Raw genomic sequence first — 19,509 nt, 5'->3', positions numbered from 1 at the left:
GGAAGCCCTATGTCACATTTACAAACCAGTACCCTACCCTTTAAGCAACGTGTAGAACAGCAAGTTCATAACGACATCATGCGCAAGGCGGTGGTAAAAGCACAAGAAACCATCGGCGCAAACCGTCAAAAAATGGTGGATGAACTTGGAAATTGGGAAGAATGGCGTGATCTTTCAAAGCAATTCCGTAATCACGTTTTAGCCAATTTAGACGCTTATTTATATCAATTAAGCGAAAAAGTCACCCAAAACGGCGGTCACGTATTTTTTGCAGAAACCGCTGAAGAAGCGACCGCTTATATCCGTAAAGTTGCGCTTGAGAAAAATGCAAAAACCATCGTTAAATCCAAATCAATGGTAACCGAAGAGATCGGCTTGAACCACGTATTGGAAGCGGAAGGCATGAAAGTGGTGGAAACCGACCTCGGCGAATACTTGCTTCAAATCGTGGGCGATAAACCTTCTCACATCGTCGTACCGGCGATCCACAAAGATCGTCATCGTATCCGCAAAGAATTACACGAGGTATTAGGTTATGAGGGAACCGAGCAACCGGAAGAAATGAACGCTTTCGTACGTAAAACGCTACGCAAAGACTTCTTAGCCGCCGATATCGGCATTTCAGGTTGTAACTTCGCCGTGCCGGAAACCGGTTCCGTTTGCTTAGTGACTAATGAAGGTAACTTACGTTTAGCCACAACCCTACCGAAAACACATATTGCGGTAATGGGGATGGAACGTATCGCTCCGACTTTCAAAGAAGTGGACGCACTGATTACTATGTTATGTCGTAGTGCGGTAGGTGCAAAATTAACCGCTTATAACACTTGGCTGACCGGTCCTCGTCTTGAAGGCGAAACAGACGGTCCGGAAGATTTCCATCTTGTTATTGTCGATAACGGTCGTTCAAAAATTTTAGAAAGCGAATTCTCGGAAGTTTTACGCTGCATTCGTTGTGGTGCGTGCTTAAATACTTGTCCTGCTTATCGTCAAATCGGCGGTCACGGCTACGGCTCCATCTATCCGGGTCCGATTGGTTCGGTTATTTCGCCGTTACTTGGCGGTTATGAGGAATTTAAAGAATTACCGTATGCGTGTTCATTATGCACTGCGTGTAACAGCGTATGTCCAGTAAAAATTCCTTTGGCGCAATTGATCCTCAAACACCGTGAAAAAATTGCCGAAGCCGGTTTAACGCCGTTCTCGGAACGTCTTTCAATTAAAGGTTTCACCTTTGCCAACTCAAATCCGTCAGTCTGGAATATGGGGGTTAAAGTCGGGGCGAAGATCGCCGGTAAATTCATTAAAAACGGTAAAGCTCCAATTCAAGTCGGTGCATTAGCCGAGTGGACAAAAGCGCGTGACTTACCGACTGCGGACGGTGAAAGTTTCCGTGAATGGTTTAAAAATCGTAAATAATTTGACTTGAACCACAGCCTCTGCAAATAAGCGGTTATTTTTAGATAAAAGTTTGCAAAAATTCAATAAATTCTAACCGCTTATTATATGAGTAAAGATTAATAATGTGGCAAAACTAGGACAACACAATGGACTTACAGAATCGTGAAAACTTTTTAAATAAACTGGCACAACGTATGGGCAGAGAACGTAAATTAGTCCCTGACCAAATGGAAGCACCGGTAAATAATCACCCGACTACACGTTTAACCCATCTTTCTCAACAAGAACTTTGCAACGAATTTATGAATTTCGCAAAAGTGTTATTGGTCGATGTGGTTGAAACCAAAGAAGCTGACGTAGCACAAGCCGTATTAGAAGTTTGTGAAAAATACGGCGGTGGAAATATCGTATTAAATAACGATGCTCGCCTTGAAACTTTAGGCATTACCGATGCGGTAAAAGCGAAATTCGATAGCTATATCTGGGATTTTACCAATCGTGAAGAAAATATTTCTCGTTCGGAACAAGCTAATATCGGTATCGTCTATGGCGAATACGGTTTAGCGGAATCGGGCGGTATCGTATTATTCGCCTCTAAAGATAACGGTCGTTCAACCAGCTTACTACCAACAACATCTATCGTCATCGTACGCAAAAGCACCGTATTACCTCGCGTAGCACAGCTTGCGCAAATTCTACATGAGAAAGCTCAAGCCGGCGAACGTATGCCGTCTTGCGTAAATATCATTTCAGGTCCGAGTGCAACCGCCGATATTGAATTAATCAAAGTGGTCGGCGTACACGGTCCGGTATCTAAAATCTACGTTGTGATTGACGATCTATAATTAGTTATCCCATTACTGAGATAAATGACAAGCGGTCTGATTTGTTAAATTTTTTGCAAATCAGACCGTTTATTTATTACGGCATAGTAGACAAAAAGGTTGGTATTTTGTCGAACTATGCCTCTATTGGACAAAAGGGTTGGTAATGATTATGTTTAGAAATTTTTACCGACTCTTTTTATTTAAAAAGTCCTGTATAAACAATATCTTATGCTTTCTCGTTAATCCGCTATGTGGGCGTAATTTGTCTTTTAATTCTTTAAATAATCCTTCTATTCGATTTGTCGTCTTTTCAATATTTAACTCAGGATACTTTTCATACGTAAAAATATAATCCATATAACGTTTTATACTTGTATAAGCACTTCTCACATTACGATGTTTATAAGGATATTTTCCTTTTTCATTCGGTTTATCTGACCGTTCCTCTAAAAAGGCTTTATGTTTTATTTTCCAGTGATGTATTTTTAAATAAAACTCATTTTTTGAACTGGCTTTTAACGTCTTTATTATCGTTTTTAATTCTCTTCCTGCGTGCGATTGATGCTTTTTTCTTAATGCTCTCATCACGATTGCTACTAAATGAAATTGGCACATTTGCGTGCGCGTATTCATTAAATCTTTCAATAAGCCACGCCTGCCATCACAGGTAATTGATTGAATGATATAGCCTTTTTCTCTTAAATGATTGATGGCTTTCTTGTAATAAATATCTTTTTCCGTTTTCACAATTTGGTGATAAACCACTTTGGTTGAAAGGCTATCAATAAAAACCATCACGCCAAAATCACGATGAAAGAAAGTAGTATCAATAATTAAGTTTAAATATTTATTTTGAGGGGCTTTTAAGAAGGCTTTAGGAGCCTTTTCTAAATATCGTTGAATCGTTCTTACTGAACACTGATATTTATTAGCGAGTTGTTGATATGTTTGTTTTCCAACAGAATAATCCAACCAAATTTGGGTCGAATTTAATTTAGATGTTAAGGTAAATATTTTATTGCAAGCTGAACATTTATAACGTTGAAGCTTATTTTTAAAGCCATACTTTTGTGTTTTGGAAGATTGACAAAAAGGGCAAGTTTTTATTCATATTTCAAAAAGGTGGGTTAAAGCCTTGTACTATAAGGCTTTAACCCACTTTTTACCAACCTTTTTGTCTACTATGCCTTTATTACAAATAACCTATTCAATTTCATTATCCCCTTTCTTCATTATCATATATTTTTCTCTTAATTTCTTTTCTGTTTAGTTCATTCCGATCAAAGCAATATCGACTTCTCTCTATTATTTAATGAATATCTATTGTCGTATATTTCATTATAAAAAATTCAACCGAAAAAGAGCATAAAAAAATGCAGTCCGAAGACTGCATTTTTATTAAGTTAAGCTACAAGAGCCGATTAATTACCACTGATAACCTACACCGACAGAACCACCCAAGTCGCCTCGTGTATTAGCGTTACCTTGAAGTTTCAAGATAACTTTTCCGTTATCACTTGAACGTGAATAACCTACCGCTAATGCACTTTCGTTCTTATAAGTACCCGCCGCAACAGCCATCATTGATTTACCAGGCATATAAGCTTGAGGTAAGCCTGCCGCTGCATTCGCACCCGCAATACCTGCACGTAAATCTTTGTTCACTTTATTGATACGTTGATTTACATGACCAACCGCACCTTTTAATTGAGATACATTCACAGCATCCGTATCGGCTTGACCAGCTTTAACGTTAGTAATTCGATTACCTGCAGCGTTAATACCCGATTTAGTTACGCTTGGACCGTCTTTGATAGTTACACCATCAGAATTAATCGTCGTATCACCCGCTTTTACAGTATTAGCGTTTACTGTATTTGCATTTACAGTTTTCGCTTCCACAGAATCAACTTTGATATCTTTAGCCAATTTAACAGCAAGCGTACCTTTACCATCAGAAACTACCCCGATATTATTTTCAGAGAGTTTAGATGAATCTTGTACACCGCCCTTAATTGTTACGGTAGAACCAAGTTTACGCTTGGAAGCAACACCCGTATCACCTTCAAAGGTCAGCGGTTTAACCACTTCATTATTTAAGTTGGTAATTGCATCACCGACATTATTTGCAGTTGTCGTATTGCCATCAACTTTGGTAATCGTATAAGTCGGAGCAATTACATTACCCTTATCATCAAGTTTAGAACCGCCGCCTAAGTAGTTAGCAATGTTTTGGTTTGCATCATAAAGCTGCGAACCATTGATTGCTTCCGTACTATTCGGTGAAATATCACCGTCAGCTACGCCGCTCACTTTACCGTTTGATGAAACGGTAACATCACCTACTTTCACTTGATCACTATTGATAGTGGTATTACTGATAGTAAGACTACCGTCTTTACCCAAGTCCACATCCTTGTTCAAGTTCACGGTTAAGGCACCACCTTTTACCACCGTACTGATGTTCTTACCGTCACCTTTCACAGGGATAGTCTTACCTAAGTTTTGTTTCACTTCTTGACCTTTGTCATCCGCTAATCCAAAACCGCCGCCTTGTGAGGCATCCGTTACGCTAGACACCGCCGTTTGTAAGTCGCCGATATTCGCCGCATTGGTTAAAGTATCACCCTTAGCTTCCGACAGTTTCTTACCGCCTAAACCGCTTGCTACGTTGGTGATTTGTTTGTCGCCCGCATTGATGCCGGTTGTTGCTGAAATGGTCACATTACCAGCTTTTAAACCGTCTTTGGTTAAACTCACGTTATCACCAACTTTCACACCCTCATTGTTCATGATAGTGTCGCCAGCTTTAATGCTACCGTCTTTACCTAAGTCAACATCTTTCGCTAAGCCAACAGTTACGTTTGTACCATCGTTATTAATTTCGATGTTCTTACCGTTTGCAAAGTTTACAGTGTCGCCCGGTTTAACGTTGGTTGTATTGCTACCGTTAGTTTGAATGTTCCAACCTTTATTCGCCACTTCGCTGACCGCATACAATTGGCTACCGTTTACTGCATCAGTACTTGTTGCATTCACATCACCAGCAGCTACGTTAATAACTTTGTTACCGCCGTTATCTAAGCCTTTAGTGGTTAAGCTTACTGTCTTACCGCCGTTTATCGGAGTAATCGTTAAGCCGTTACCGTCAACTACTGATTTATCACCACCTGCGTTAGTAAATGTTGCGTTCGTTAAATCCGTTAACGTTCTTGCCATCTTAATGATGAGTGCGCCATCTACGTTATCAACACGTAAGTTCTTATCAGTAACTGCTGCCGCAGTGCTTAAGTTACCTTTAATGGTTAACGTTTCGTTAAGTTCCTTAGTAATTACTTTACCGTCGTTACCTACGAATTTTAAGCCATCTTTAAGGGTTGCAACTTCTTCGGTCACCGTTTTACCGTCCGGAGTTTTAGTCTCATAAACGATACGGGTTTTGCCATCCTTGCCATCAACACCCGGTTCACCTTTAGCTAAAGTAATGGTGCCGTTAGAACCGTCTTTACCGTTGATACCGATTGTGCCGTTCGCACCATCTAAACCAACACCGGTTTTACCGTCTTTACCGTTAACTGCAATTGCACCGTTACCGTCTTTACCATTGATTGATACTGCATCTTGGCCATTTTCGCCTTTAATGCTGATACCATCTTTACCGCTGATAGAAACGCCGTCTTTGCCGTTTTCGCCTTTAACAGTCATTGTACCCGGCTTGTTATCGTTACCTACCGTTAAGGTGTTATTTAAACCGAAGTTTACATTATTACCCACTTTAGTGATAACGATGTTGCCATCTGTATTTGCTAAATCTACAGTTGCATTTGGTGTTACCGTAGTTTGGTTGTTACCGTTATTAATGGTTAATTTCCAACCTGCGTTTGCAGTTGCATTTACACGCTCTAATTGGTCTTTATTCACAGCATCTTTGCCGTCTTTACCATCAGCTACGTTAGTAATACGACCATCTTCTTTAAATGATACGCCGTCTTTACCGTTTGCACCTTTCAACGTTAAACCGTTTTGACCGTCTGCACCACGAGTGCCAACGATAGACATACCGTCTTTACCGTCTTTCGCAAATTTAACTTCTGCATCCTTGCCGTCTTTACCATCTACAGTAATACCGGAGAAAGTCGGACGTTCTGCGATAACGATATTTAAACCTTTCTCGTTTTCACGAACACCCACATTACGATCGGATGCTGCAGTTAAACCCGCTTCAGTGTTAATACCGCCTTTAATCGCTAGAGTTTCGTTCAATTCCTTAGTAACAACTTTGCCGTCATTACCTACGAATTTTAAGCCGTCGTTAAGGGTTGCCACTTCTTCAGTTGTCGGTTTGCCGGTTTCGTCTTTGGTTTCATATACGATACGCGTTTTCGTTTCGCCGTCTTTACCATCTACACCCGGTTTACCTTGTTTAACCGTGATAGAGCCGTTAGAGCCGTCTTTACCGTTGATGCCGATTGCGCCGTCTTTGCCGTTTAAGGTCACGCCGGTTTTACCGTCTTTACCTTGTACGCCAAGCTGTCCGTCCACACCGTCTTTTCCGTCTTTACCCGGACCGCCTACGGTTAAGTTGTTATTTAAGTCAAATGTGACGTTATTACCCGCTTTCGTGATAACGATGTTGCCGTCCGTATTCGCTAAATCAACTGTGCTGTTCGGTGCAACATTCGAGGCGTTAGTGTTATCACCGTTTGTCGTGAGATTCCAACCCGCATTGGCTGTCGCATTTACGCCATCCAATTGGTCTTTATTCACCGCATCCGTACCGTTCACACCCGGTGCCACATTCGTAATGGTGTTATTACCGTTGTTTAAACCTTTATCGGTTAAGCTAACAACATCGCCACCTTTAGGGGTAATCGTTAAACCGTTACCGCCGATAGTCGCATTAATATCACCTGAACTGAAAGTAGCGTTGGTTAAATCGGTTAAAGATTTTGCCATCTTGATGATTAACTCACCATTTTGGTCTTTGTCATTATCCACGCGTAAGTTCTTATCAGTCACCGTTGCATTCGCATCTAAGTTACCTTTAATCGCTAACGTTTCGTTCAGTTTTTTCTGAATAACTTGACCTTTATCTCCAACAAAGTTTAAGCCGTCGTTAAGCGTTGCCACTTGCTCTTTATCACCATTCGGTTTTTCGTAAACGATACGGGTTTTAGTTGTGCCATTTGCACCATCGTTGCCGGCAATGCCTTTCTCGCCTTGTTCAACTTTGATTGACACTTGACCGTCTTTACCGTCTTTGCCATCTACACCGTTAAACACCACCGCATCTTTAGTAATTTTAGTGCCGTCCTTACCATCTGCGCCTTTCACGCCGATTGAACCGTCTTTACCGTCCTTACCGTTTACCGTGACATCACCTTGTAAAGCAACTTCTAATGACTTATCCGCAACATTTGATGTTACCGTAACGCCGTCTTTACCTTTAATTTGGATAGTCTTACCTAAGTCTTGTTTCACTTCGGTATTATTATCGTCTTTCAAGCCAAAGCCGCCGGTGGTTGCGTTAGTGAGGTTGTTTACGGTGTCTTTTAAGTCACCCACATTCACTGCATTTGTCGTCGTTGCATTCGCTAAATCGGATTTTTGACCTGTACTGTCGGTTAAACCGCTTGTCACATTGGTAATTTGGTTATTACCGTTGTTTAAGCCTTTATCGGTTAAGCTGACGGTTTTATCTTTATCGCTACCGTTTGAAATGGTCACGCCGTCTTTGCTTACCACCGTCTTATCCGTATCAGTATTACCGAATGTCGCAGTCGTTAAGTTTGCTAAGTTCTGCGCTAATTTCACCACTAATGCACCGTCTTGGCTATCCACACGTAAGTTCTCTGAACTTGCGTCCGCAGTATTTGCCAATGCGCCTTTCACAGTTAAGGTTTCATTCAGTTTCTTAACAATAGTATCGCCTTGGTTACCGGCAAAGTTTAAGCCGTCGTTCAAGGTAGAGACATTGTGTGTCGTACCTTTCGGGTCGGTATAAACAATTCGGGTCATGCCGTCTTTGCCATCTTTACCGTCCGTACCGTCTACACCTACCGGACCATTAACCACAGAGATAGTCGCATTCGCTCCGTCTTTGCCGTCAGCACCTTTAGGACCGGTTAAACCGATTGAACCGTCTTTGCCGTTTAAGGTCACGCCGGTTTTACCGTCTTTACCTTGTACGCCAAGCTGTCCGTCCACACCGTCTTTTCCGTCTTTACCCGGACCGCCTACGGTTAAGTTGTTATTTAGGTCAAACGTAACGTTATTACCCGCTTTCGTGATAACGATATTGCCGTCCGTATTCGCTAAATCAACCGTGCTGTTCGGCGCAACATTCGATGCGTTAGTGTTGTCGCCGTTTGTGGTGAGGTTCCAACCCGCATTGGCTGTCGCATTCACGCCATCCAATTGGTCTTTATTCACTGCATCCGTGCCGTTTACACCCGGCGCCACGTTTATAATCGTGTTGTTACCGTTGTTTAAACCTTTATCGGTTAGGCTGACTTCATCGCCGGCTTTAGGCGTAATCGTTAAGCCGTTACCGCCAATCACCGTATTGCTATCATCCGAACTGAAGGTGGCGTTGGTTAAATCGGTTAAAGACTTCGCCATCTTGATGATTAACTCACCATTTTTGTCTTTATCGTTATCCACGCGCAAGTTCTTATCCGTAACAACTGCCGCTGCATCTAAGTTACCTTTAATCGCTAACGTTTCGTTCAGTTTTTTCTGAATAACTTGACCTTTATCGCCGACAAAGTTTAAGCCGTCGTTAAGCGTTGCGATTTCTTCCGTGCCGCCGCCGTTCGGTTTTTCGTAAACGATACGAGTTTTTGATTCACCGTCTTTACCGTTATTACCGTCCAGACCTTTCGTGCCATCGACCACTTTAATCGTCGCTTGTGCATCTTGACCGTCTTTGCCCGGTGCACCGGTTAAACCGATTGAACCGTCTTTGCCGTTAATCGATACGCCGTCTTTGCCGTTCTCACCTTTAACGGTAATCGTACCCGGTTTGTCTTGGCCGCCTACAGTCACATTTTCTGTTAAGCCAACTTGAAGCGCGCTTTGACCGTCTTTCTCTACGACAGTGGTTTTTACGCTGCCGTCACCTTGTACTTTCACCGTTTTACCTAAATCCGCTTTAACGTCTTTATTATCTTCCGCCGTTAAACCGAATCCGCCGCCTTTACCTTCTTCGGTAAGGTTGGTTACGGTTGTTTTCAAGTCACCGACATTAACTGCATTAGTTAATACATCACCTTCCGCTTTCGATAACTCAACCGGATTACCGTCACGTTTAACTAAGCCGCTTGTCACATTAGTAATTTGGTTATTACCGTTGTTTAAGCCTTTATCCGTTAAGCTAACTTCTTTCTCAGGTTTATCTGATGAAACCGTCACGCCGTCCTTATTGATAACCGTTTTATCCGTATCGGTACTACCAAATGTCGCATTCGTTAAATCCGTTAACGATTTCGCTAATTTCACCGTTAAGGTATCCGTACCATTCGAGATAACCGCTAGGTTATTGTCCGAAAGTTCGCCTGTTGCGCCACCTACTACATTCGTTTGCTCACCTAAGCACGAGTAAAGTTATTGGTTTTACCCGTTACCGTTGCGTCTAATCGGTCACCCGCATACACGGTGCCTTTCGCAATATTGTCCGCATTCTTCGTAATATTAGCCGCGTTGTTCGTGACATTTTGATTTGTTGCATAAAGTTGGCTACCGTTTACCGCATCTTTACTATCCGCCGCTAACGTTCCGTTCGTCACATTCGTTACTTTGGTGTCACCGGCATTAATACCATCGTTATTAATACTGACTTTGTCGCCTACCTTCACACTATCAAATTTCACGTCTTTTGCCGTAGCAACGGTAATATCATTACCTGCACGGGTAATTTTAATGTTTTCGCCATCAATAAATTTAACCGTATCTCCCGGAGCCACTTTGGTTGCCGTATCCGTATTGGCTTGGATATTCCAACCGTTTTGCACAACATCCGAAACAGATTTTAACTGTTCTTGTGTTGCCGCTTGACCACCGGTATAAGTTGTATTTGGATCCCAAGTCGTATTGGTTAAACCGCTTACCGTACCGTTAGTACCGTCAATTGTGACCGGTTTATCTTTACCAATTACCACTTTATCCGCTAATTTAATGTCGTACTGTTTACCACCTTCCGGATTTGTAGTTGTTTGAGTAACTACAAAATTAGTATCACCCGCTACGGAACTGTGTTTTTGACCATTTGCGATATCGTCTTTCGCTTTTTGGCTTAAATCAACTTTAACGTTGGTTCCTTCAAGTTCTGTCACAACGCCGACGGTATTTGCAGAATCCGCATTCGCTGAACCTTTTACCGCAACCGTACCGCTATCCGGTACCGCTGTGTTATTCGTACCATCAGAAATATTCCAGTTATATGCGTTATTTGTGATCGCTTGATTCAATTGATTCACATTCACTGCATCCGTACCCGCTTCACCTTCTTTCACATTGGTAATTTTATTACCGCCGTTATTTAAGCCGGTTTCGGTTAAGCTCACAGTTTTATCTGGAGTCGTGCTATTAATCGTTACGCCGTCTTTATTGATAACAGTTTGGTCTGTTGCATCGCTACCGAAAGTCGCACTGGTTAAACCTGATAACGCTTTCGCTAATTTAACCGTTAAGGTATCAACACCGTTTGATACGACACCGATATTGTTATCAGACAATTCACCTTGCGCACCGCCTTTCACATTAGTGGTTTCACCCAATTTACGACCGAACTCGTTTGCTGTAGTAGCATCAGTTGCTCTATCACCAGCATACTTGGTACCTTTATCCGTCGCTTCGGTTACCGCTTGATTTACCGTATTGGTTAAATCAATATCAACCGTACCGCCGTCATTACGTGTTAAGGTCGCTTTTTTACCGTTCGCATCGGTTGTCGCACTTGTTACAAAGTTATTTTTTGCACCTGTAACTTGCGCTTCAGTCCCATCTTTTAATGTTAAAGTGGTTGTACCGTTACCTTGATTATCGTAAGCAACTTTACCACCCGTTACGTATTTATCCGTATCGGTTGTGACTACATTGTCTGCGGTTGCAATAGTAATCTCTTTACCATTGCTAGTAACTTTGATATTTTTGCCATCAACAAATTTAACAGTTTCACCCGGTGCTACTTTGCTGGCAGGTGTATCATTAGTTTGAACATTCCAACCTAAATACGCAACATCTGAAACGGCTTTTAACTGTTCTTGAGTTGCCGATTTACCACCGGTATAAGTTTCATTAGGATTCCAAGTCGTATTGGTTAAACCGCTAATTTCACCAGTTGTACCGTCAATAGTGACCGGTTTACCATCAACTTTATCTTTACCAATCACAACCGTATCAGCCAATTTTACATCGAACTGTTTACCGCCTTCGGTATTTGTAGTTGTTTGAGTAACTACTACATTCGCGTCACCTCTAACAGAACTATGTTTTTGACCATTTTCAAGCTCTTGTTTAGCTTTCTCACTTAAATCAACTGTAATATCCGTACCTATAAGATTAGTGACAATACCGCTCTTAGTTGCAGAATCCGCATTCGCTGAACCTTTTACCGCAACCGTACCGCTATCCGGTACTGCTGTGTTATTCGTACCATCAGAAATATTCCAGTTATATGCGCTATCTGTAATCGCTTTAGTTAGCTGATCTACATTCACCGCATCCGTACCAGCCTTACCTTCCGCAACATTAGTAATTTTATTACCGCCATTATTCAAACCACCGTCAGTTAAACTCACAGTTTTATTTGGATCCGTACTGTTCGTAATGGTCACACCATCTTTGTTAATAACGGTGTGATCATTCGCATCATTACCGAAAGTTGCGCTAGTTAAACCTTCTAAAGTTTTCGCCAATTTCACGGTCAAAGTATTTACACCATCCGATACAACACCAATATTCTTGTCTGACAGATCATCCTTAGATGCGCCCCCTACAACATTGGTTTGATTACCTAATGCTTGAGTAAACTCATTTTTCACCGAGTCATCTTTAGCATAATCACCGGCATAAACCGTACCTTTAGCAATATCCGCCGTATTTTTTGCAATATTGTTAGTATTATTAGTTACATTCTGGTTAGTTGCATAAAGTTGGCTACCATTGACCGCTTCTTTACTATCGTTAGTAACATTACCATCAGCTACATGCGTAATTTTCTTATCGCCGGCATTAATACCATCTTTGTTAATTACCACATTACCTGATTTAATTGTGTCACCATTTACAGTTGTTGCATTAACAGTTGTAAAAGTAACATCATCTTTAGTTGCAACTGTAATGCCTTTATCAGATGGAGTTAATGTAATATTTTTACCACTAACAAAGTTAGCCTCATTACTACCTTTTTTAACAGTTTGAGCTTTTTTACCATCAGCTGTTGTCACAATTTCTTGTAACGCACTTTCTGCACTTACTACTGCATCCTGTAATTTTTTAGTTGCAGCAACAGAAACTTTACCTGCTTCGACGGTTGTATTAATTAAAGTCTTATCGCCATTAATTGCTAAAGTTTCTCCTAATTTACGTTCAGTAGGAGTACCTGCATCCGCAGTAAAAGTAAGACCTTTTGTCGTAACCGTAGTATGAGCATCAACACCTTTTTGAATATCATCTTTCGTTGTTTTAGAAAGATCTAAATCATAAGTTGTCACTGTACCAACAGTTGTTGGTTTTGCAGTAATTGTCGTACTGTTATTAATAACTGTTGTTTTTTCAGACTCATTAATAGCTTGGGCGACTTGCTCTGCCGTTGCAAAGTTATCGCCGTTTGTTACGGCTGTTACCGAACCATTTGGAGCAACAGTTAAATCCGATTTATTAACAGAATATTTTACTGTTGATGTAGATCCATCCGTACTAACGGTAACATTTGCAGTTGTACCTACACCATCAGCAAAACTAACATTATCACCGCTATTTACTACATCTTTTTGAGTATCACCTTCTTTAAGGTTCCATTTACTTTCAGGAATATTCGTTTTTAATGCTTCTGCTACTGCATAAAGTTGGCTACCGTTAATTGCATCTGTCGATTGATCTGAGATTAAGCCCGGTGCTACATTTTGGATACGGCGAGTTATTTGTTGGTTGCTATCATTTACACCACCAACACTTACAACACCCGCAGTAACCTCTCCACCGGCAAATTGGATTGCCTTACCATTCACCGTATCAGATTTATATGTCTTTTCTAAGCCTTTAGTTGTTGCACCAGCTGCAACATATCCGGAACCGCTCCCTAAGAAAACGGAGTCATTTGCTGTTTTTTTGACATTATTACCTAAAATAAATACGTCATGCGTCACATCCTGCACAATGTTATTGTTACCAAGGATGCCAATACCTCTAGCAGCATTAATCGTATTATGATCACCTTGGATATTTACATAACCGGTATTCACATTATTAGTTGCAACATCTGTTAAATTAATAGTATTTTGGTTACCAATTACTGTACTATTTTTCGCATTTTTATTTAATGTAACGCTATTACCTAATACGAATGTATTATTTGAATCAATAGTATTATCATTACCTACACTATATGAATTAGTGCCATTAACAACCGTCGGGTCACCGATTGCGCCGGAGTTTGCACCATTTACCGTGTTACCGGTACCAATAGAAATAGTATTTTTATTTAATGCTTTAGCGCCTGTACCGATTGCAATGGCATCATCGCCTTTAGTTTGTGCTGATGAACCGATTGCAGTTGAATTAATACCATTTGCAGTGGCGTTATATCCGCCTGCAAATGAATTTGTAGATTCAGCTGTTGATTCCGCACCAACCGTCGTTGAATTTAGGCCGAGAGCTTCCGCTTCATAACCTACAGCCGTTGTGTGTTCACTTTTTGCTCGAGATTTTGCACCAATTGCGGTAGCTTCTTTAGCTGCAGTTATTGTTGTTATGTTAGTTACTGTTCTTGTTTCACCATTATCACCTGCAGTAGCGGCAACACCAATCGCAGTTGAGCCTTGGCTTAACGCTTGGCTATGTACACCTACAACTACGGCACCATTACCAGTCGCTGCTGATTGTCTGTATTTTTTATCTGCCGCAACAAAACCGGTATCTAATTGATATCCAGCATCTGCTGCACTACCGTGAGGTAATGAATCATCACCACCGATTACAATTGCACCAACACCGGATGCAAAAGCATCATTACCTAATGCCATTGCTTGGCGGTTAAGAGCCTCAGCGCGCGAACCTAAAGATATTGCTTGATCTCCGTTAGAAATAGTCTGGTAACCAATAGCAATAGCTCCACTATTTAAAGAATTTCTAGATGTGCCATCAGCATCATCATTAAATACTGCTTGTGAGCGAGTACCAATCGCAATAGAGTCATGCCCATAAGCATAGGCATTAGTCCCCATTTCAATTTTGTCTTGCTGATAAGTATCTATATTTTTAGTAAAAGTCTGTTTATTATATCCAGTACTCGCTACATTAACTTTATCTACACCATAGTTTTTAAGACCTTGTTCACCAGCCTGATTACCAATTGCAATACCGCCTTTTGCTTGAGCATTAGTAATTTGTGTACGAGAACCAATCGCAATAGCATCTAATGCTTTAGATTTAGCTTCAAAACCTATACTGATTGCACCACCTACTGTTGATTCAGTACGTGTACCAAAGGCAATAGTATCAGCTGCATCTGTACGAGCCGTTGTACCAATAGCTATCGCACGAAGACCGTTAGCAATCACTTTTGTAGCATTTACACTAGCTGTATTTGTTGTATTTTCCGCATTACCGATAGCGACAGAATAATCGCCTTGCGCATAAGAACTTTTACCTATTGCAGATGAGTTTTTACCTTCCGCAACAGCATCATCACCAATAGAAGTTGAATATTCACTATATGCTTTTGCTGCATGACCTACCGCTGTAGTATTTCTATCTCGTGCGTGTGCTAATGCACCGATTGCCGTTGCTTCAATATTTTGTGTTCTATCAATACCGTCTATTTGACCATCCTTGATTGTTGAAGATGTTTTTCCACCATCACCTGCAGTTGCAGCCACACCTAATGCTGTTGAACCTTTACTTAAAGCCTGGCTATGTACACCAACTACAGTTGCACCATTACCACTTGCAGCAGAAGGGCGATAATCCGCTTTATTCGGTTCATTGCTTGGATTAAAACCAGTAGCAAGATTTGTATAACCTAAATTACCGGAATTATTAGCCCATGTTTGCTTAGGTTGCTTATCTGTGCCATTAATGCTTTCATAAGCATAGCCAGAATCATCACCACCAATTACAACTGAACCGACGCCCATAGCATAAGAGTCATTACCGATTGCTGTTGCTTGACGATTATAAGCCGCAGCACGAGAACCTAACGCGACTGTTTGGTCACCACGAGCGATGGATTGGAAACCGATCGCTACCGCACCTGCGTTATAAGAGCCCCGTGAGTTATATGCCATATTTGTAGTCTGGACATTATGTACTGCTTGAGCACGTGTACCTATTGCTACAGAATCTTCTCCACCCGCATATGCATTTGTTCCCAAAGAAACCGTATTATTTGATGCACCACCGCCTGCGCTTTGTAAATGATAAGCATTACGTTTTGCTTCTGCAGAAGTATTAGATGTATAACCATCCGTCTGTTGGTAACCAGCTCTAGAACCAATAGCAATACCATTCCCTGTTGTTTGTACATTTGAGGTATCTACGGCATTCCAACCAGTACTACTAATTGCTACTGCTGCATATACACTAGGCATTGCTGATATTAGCAATGAAGATATCGCACTTAATTTAAAACCTGATGTAATTAAAGAAGATACTCCACTCTTCTTCACATCAGATACTGAAGCTTTCGCTTTACTTTTACTGCGTGTTAATTCGGATACCACGACAAAAGTTTGTGTTGCGTGACTCCAAATTACTTTAAAAATTTTATTCATTACAAAATCCTTACTTCAAAAAAATGATTTATCTATACTTTATATGTTATAAATCAATATAAGATATAGATTGTCTAATTTTAAGCTAACCAAACAACAACTCAACAAAATTTACATAGATTACAGTTTATCTCCCCCTTGTATCATACGCTTTATAAAAAAAGCCGATTCAAGTGAATTAGCTTAAAAAATAACAACGATATTACCTATATCCTTTTACATCATTGATGATGAGAAACTTGTTGATGTTTATTTGGATTTTACTTTATCTAATGTTTCCGGCTTAGTCCAAACCAGAAAATCCCATATCATACCGATTCGAGCTAAAAACTCGCGTAGTCTGACTTTAATATGTCCTTCCGGATATTTAGCCGCAAAACAAACTGCATTAATATTATGATATTTAGCAATAAATAACGCTCGCTCGCAATGAAATTGCTGAGATACGATAATAAAGGGTTCTAATTTATATACCTTACTGGCTCTGACTATTGAATCTAAAGTACGATATCCTGCAAAATCCTGTTCAATAATATTTTTCGGAATGCCCATCTTATATAAATCGTTTAACATTACTTTCGGTTCGTTATAATAAGGTGTCTTATTATCGCCGCTAACTAATAATGTTTTCACTTTACCTTTATTAATTAATTGCACCGCAGCTTCTAAACGATATTTATAATATAAATTCGGTGTACCTTTCGCATAAAATTTAGAAGTCCCTAACACAACGGCATTTTGGTGTTTTGGTAATTTATTAATATCGGTATAAATATTATCTTTAACATAAATACCTGTCGCATAATCAATAATAAAAATAGTTATACTCAAAAAAAGTGCTATTGCAAAACTTACTAACGCAATACGAGGGCAGGTTGAAAGACACCTTTTCCATAAAGGCGTCTTTGGCAAACTTTCTGTTGCTTGAGTTAATTCCATTCGATTTCCATTTGTTTCATGAAGAACAAGCGGTCTAATTTTTAAGTATCTACTTATTTGACCACCGATAGACTACATAAGTTCTAAAAGGTTCAAAATTTTAGCATAGCTTAGCTATATGAAATTGCAAGTTTAACTTTAATCAGAATTCTAGACGTTTAGACGGCTAAAATTTCTTGACAAAGATACGTTTGACGATTAATTTATACGTACTTTTAGGCGTTTAGACGTCTATACTGATAATAATAATAAGCGGTCTGATTTTCGCAAAATTTTGTAACCTTAGGAAAAGCCATGGCGCATAGCATTACCCTTTTTTCAGAAAAACCTCTTTCCCTGATACTCGGCGGAACGCTTTCGCCGATTGATGTCGCTTACCAAACATACGGTACGCTGAATGCGGATAAAAGTAATGTCGTCTTACTCTGCCATGCGCTCACCGGCGATGCCGAACCTTATAAAAATGCACCGGAACAAGGTTGGTGGCAGGATTTTATCGGTTCGGGATTAGCTTTCGATACGGATCGCTATTTTTTTATTTGTTCTAACGTGCTTGGCGGGTGTAAAGGTACGACAGGTCCGTCCTCAATTAATGCTAAAACCGGTAAACCTTACGGGAGCCAGTTCCCAATTATTACGGTGCAGGATATTGTCGAGGTACAAAAAGCCTTACTCGATACGTTAGGTATTAGCCATTTACATGCGGTAGTCGGCGGTTCTTTCGGTGGAATGCAAGCGACACAATGGGGGATTAGCTATCCGGATTTCGTGAGTAATATTATTAACTTATGTTCATCACTTACGTTAAGTGCGGAAGCTATCGGTTTTAACCATGTAATGCGCCAAGCGATTATCAACGATCCGCATTTTAATCACGGTGACTATTACGACGGCTTACCGCCGGATAACGGTTTAAAAATCGCTCGTATGCTCGGCATGCTAACTTATCGTACCGATGTACAATTAGCTCGTGCTTTCGGGCGTGAAATGAAGCAACAAACCGAAATTTGGGGCGATTATTTTCAAGTGGAATCGTATTTGAGCTATCAGGGAGTAAAATTTTTAGATCGCTTTGATGCCAACAGCTATTTACGTTTGTTACGCGCTTTGGATTTATATGATCCGGCATTAGGCTATGAACATGAAATTGATGCGTTAAAACGAATTAAAGCAAATTACACTTTGGTTGCGATTACTAGTGATCAGCTATTTAAGCAAATTGATGTACTAAAAAGTAAACAGCGTTTAGAAGCTGCCGGCGTGCAGGTGGATTATCACGAATTTCATTCCAACTTCGGGCATGATGCTTTCTTAGTTGATTATGATTTCTTTGAGCCGATGATTAGAAAAGGATTACAAACGGAAACCTAATTTCCGTTTGCTAAAAACAGATAAAAAAAGACCGCTTGCAATAAATAACAAGCGGTCTTTTTTTATGGAATTTTTACACTACACGTGTGTTTGTTCAGGTAATGTTCCTTCAATTTCTTCGATTAAATCGCCGTTTTTAAAAAACGCATAACCGCCGTTTTTCATTTTGACCCATTTTTCGTTTTTGGTAAGCGGTTGTGTCGTGATAATCGTGACTTTATCATTTGCGGTGGTGTATTTGCTAAAATCAATTTCTACGTCATCATCACGTAATGCCGTGCTAAACGGTGCTTTACGTGTTACATAATGTAGATTGGTCGAACAACGAGCAATCATCCAATGTCCGTTCGATAAAATAAAATTAAATACGCCGTGTTTGGCAATTTCGGAAGTAATTTCTACAACCGCATCAAAAATTTCTTTCTCGCTCGGTTTTTTTAAGAAACGTTCTCTCAGCTGAGACACTAAGCAACAAAATGCGGCTTCGGAGTCCGTCGTTCCAATAGGCTGATAATGACATTCCTCACAAACCCCTACGCCCTCAACCGTTCCGTTATGTGCAAACACCCAGTTTTCGCCCCATAACTCTCGAATAAACGGATGCGTATTTTCTAAATTAATATCGCCTCGGGTAGCTTTACGAATATGTGCAATCACATTAAATGATTTGATATGGTATTGTCCGACTAAATCCGCCATCGGCGAAGATGCGCCCGGTCGATTATCTCGAAAAATACGTACGCCTTTACCTTCAAAAAATGCGATACCGAAACCGTCCGTATGTTGATCCGTTACGCCGGCGCGGCGGCGAAATCCCTCAAAGGAGAAGGTAATGTCCGTTGGGGTGTTGCAATTCATTCCGAGTAATTGACACATATATTTATTCTTCGTTAGGTAGGTTATAAAAACAGAAAGGCCAGCAGGTCTAGCTGGCCTAACGGATATATTGTTGCAAATCCTAAAAATAATTCAATAGA

General features: G+C 40.5%; 7 protein-coding genes and 1 pseudogene. 3 read left to right on the top strand and 5 right to left on the bottom strand.

Annotated features, from left to right (window positions below; all coding sequences use genetic code 11):
• Positions 1-9: 9 nt before the first annotated feature.
• Together DRF63_RS02385 and DRF63_RS02380 are read left to right on the top strand one after the other, a co-directional pair.
• Positions 10-1,419, top strand: a complete 1,410-nt coding sequence (locus tag DRF63_RS02385; RefSeq protein ID WP_005596550.1) for a LutB/LldF family L-lactate oxidation iron-sulfur protein — start codon at positions 10-12, stop codon at positions 1,417-1,419.
• Positions 1,420-1,547: 128 nt separating this feature from the next.
• On the top strand, positions 1,548-2,246 hold the full coding sequence (locus DRF63_RS02380; RefSeq protein ID WP_005596547.1) for a LutC/YkgG family protein: 699 nt from the start codon (positions 1,548-1,550) through the stop codon (positions 2,244-2,246).
• 165 nt (positions 2,247-2,411) lie between these two features.
• On the opposite strand, the gene DRF63_RS02375 is transcribed toward DRF63_RS02380, so the two are convergent.
• The 4 genes and pseudogenes from DRF63_RS02375 to DRF63_RS02365 form a co-directional block, all read right to left on the bottom strand.
• The gene (locus tag DRF63_RS02375) at positions 2,412-3,335 is read right to left on the bottom strand and encodes an IS256 family transposase, variant Zn-binding type (protein WP_420313770.1); all 924 of its coding nucleotides are present in this window, start codon (positions 3,333-3,335) and stop codon (positions 2,412-2,414) included.
• Positions 3,336-3,653: 318 nt separating this feature from the next.
• Positions 3,654-9,287 (bottom strand): annotated as a pseudogene (locus DRF63_RS11210) (YadA-like family protein); the annotation flags it as partial.
• A 530-nt stretch (positions 9,288-9,817) separates the two neighbouring features.
• Positions 9,818-16,222 carry an ESPR-type extended signal peptide-containing protein gene (locus DRF63_RS11205; RefSeq protein ID WP_005596525.1) on the bottom strand — a complete coding sequence of 2,135 codons (6,405 nt, stop codon included), beginning with the start codon at positions 16,220-16,222 and terminating at the stop codon, positions 9,818-9,820.
• 249 nt (positions 16,223-16,471) lie between these two features.
• On the bottom strand, positions 16,472-17,161 hold the full coding sequence (locus tag DRF63_RS02365) for a SanA/YdcF family protein (protein WP_005596523.1): 690 nt from the start codon (positions 17,159-17,161) through the stop codon (positions 16,472-16,474).
• A gap of 294 nt (positions 17,162-17,455) precedes the next feature.
• Here DRF63_RS02365 and metX point away from each other — a divergent pair, with 294 nt between their 5' ends.
• A complete protein-coding gene (gene metX / locus DRF63_RS02360) occupies positions 17,456-18,532 on the top strand; it encodes a homoserine O-acetyltransferase MetX (RefSeq protein WP_005596521.1) in 1,077 nt (358 codons plus the stop codon).
• A 78-nt stretch (positions 18,533-18,610) separates the two neighbouring features.
• Here metX and DRF63_RS02355 read toward each other — a convergent pair whose 3' ends face one another.
• On the bottom strand, positions 18,611-19,408 hold the full coding sequence (locus tag DRF63_RS02355) for a class II glutamine amidotransferase (RefSeq protein WP_005596509.1): 798 nt from the start codon (positions 19,406-19,408) through the stop codon (positions 18,611-18,613).
• Positions 19,409-19,509 lie beyond the last annotated feature (101 nt).

The organism is Actinobacillus pleuropneumoniae (genome assembly GCF_003290385.1).
In the GTDB taxonomy this organism is placed as follows: domain Bacteria; phylum Pseudomonadota; class Gammaproteobacteria; order Enterobacterales; family Pasteurellaceae; genus Actinobacillus; species Actinobacillus lignieresii.
The sequence above is the reverse complement of the archived record's forward strand: the minus strand, read 5'-3'. Positions and strand labels throughout refer to the sequence as shown.

Excerpts from the sequence above, each read along its gene's own strand:
- DRF63_RS02365 (WP_005596523.1), bottom strand. The coding sequence starts at position 17,161 with ATGGAATTAACTCAAGCAACAGAAAGTTTGCCAAAGACGCCTTTATGG.
- DRF63_RS11205 (WP_005596525.1), bottom strand. The coding sequence starts at position 16,222 with ATGAATAAAATTTTTAAAGTAATTTGGAGTCACGCAACACAAACTTTT.
- DRF63_RS02355 (WP_005596509.1), bottom strand. The coding sequence starts at position 19,408 with ATGTGTCAATTACTCGGAATGAATTGCAACACCCCAACGGACATTACC.
- DRF63_RS02380 (WP_005596547.1), top strand. The coding sequence starts at position 1,548 with ATGGACTTACAGAATCGTGAAAACTTTTTAAATAAACTGGCACAACGT.
- metX (WP_005596521.1), top strand. The coding sequence starts at position 17,456 with ATGGCGCATAGCATTACCCTTTTTTCAGAAAAACCTCTTTCCCTGATA.
- DRF63_RS02385 (WP_005596550.1), top strand. The coding sequence starts at position 10 with ATGTCACATTTACAAACCAGTACCCTACCCTTTAAGCAACGTGTAGAA.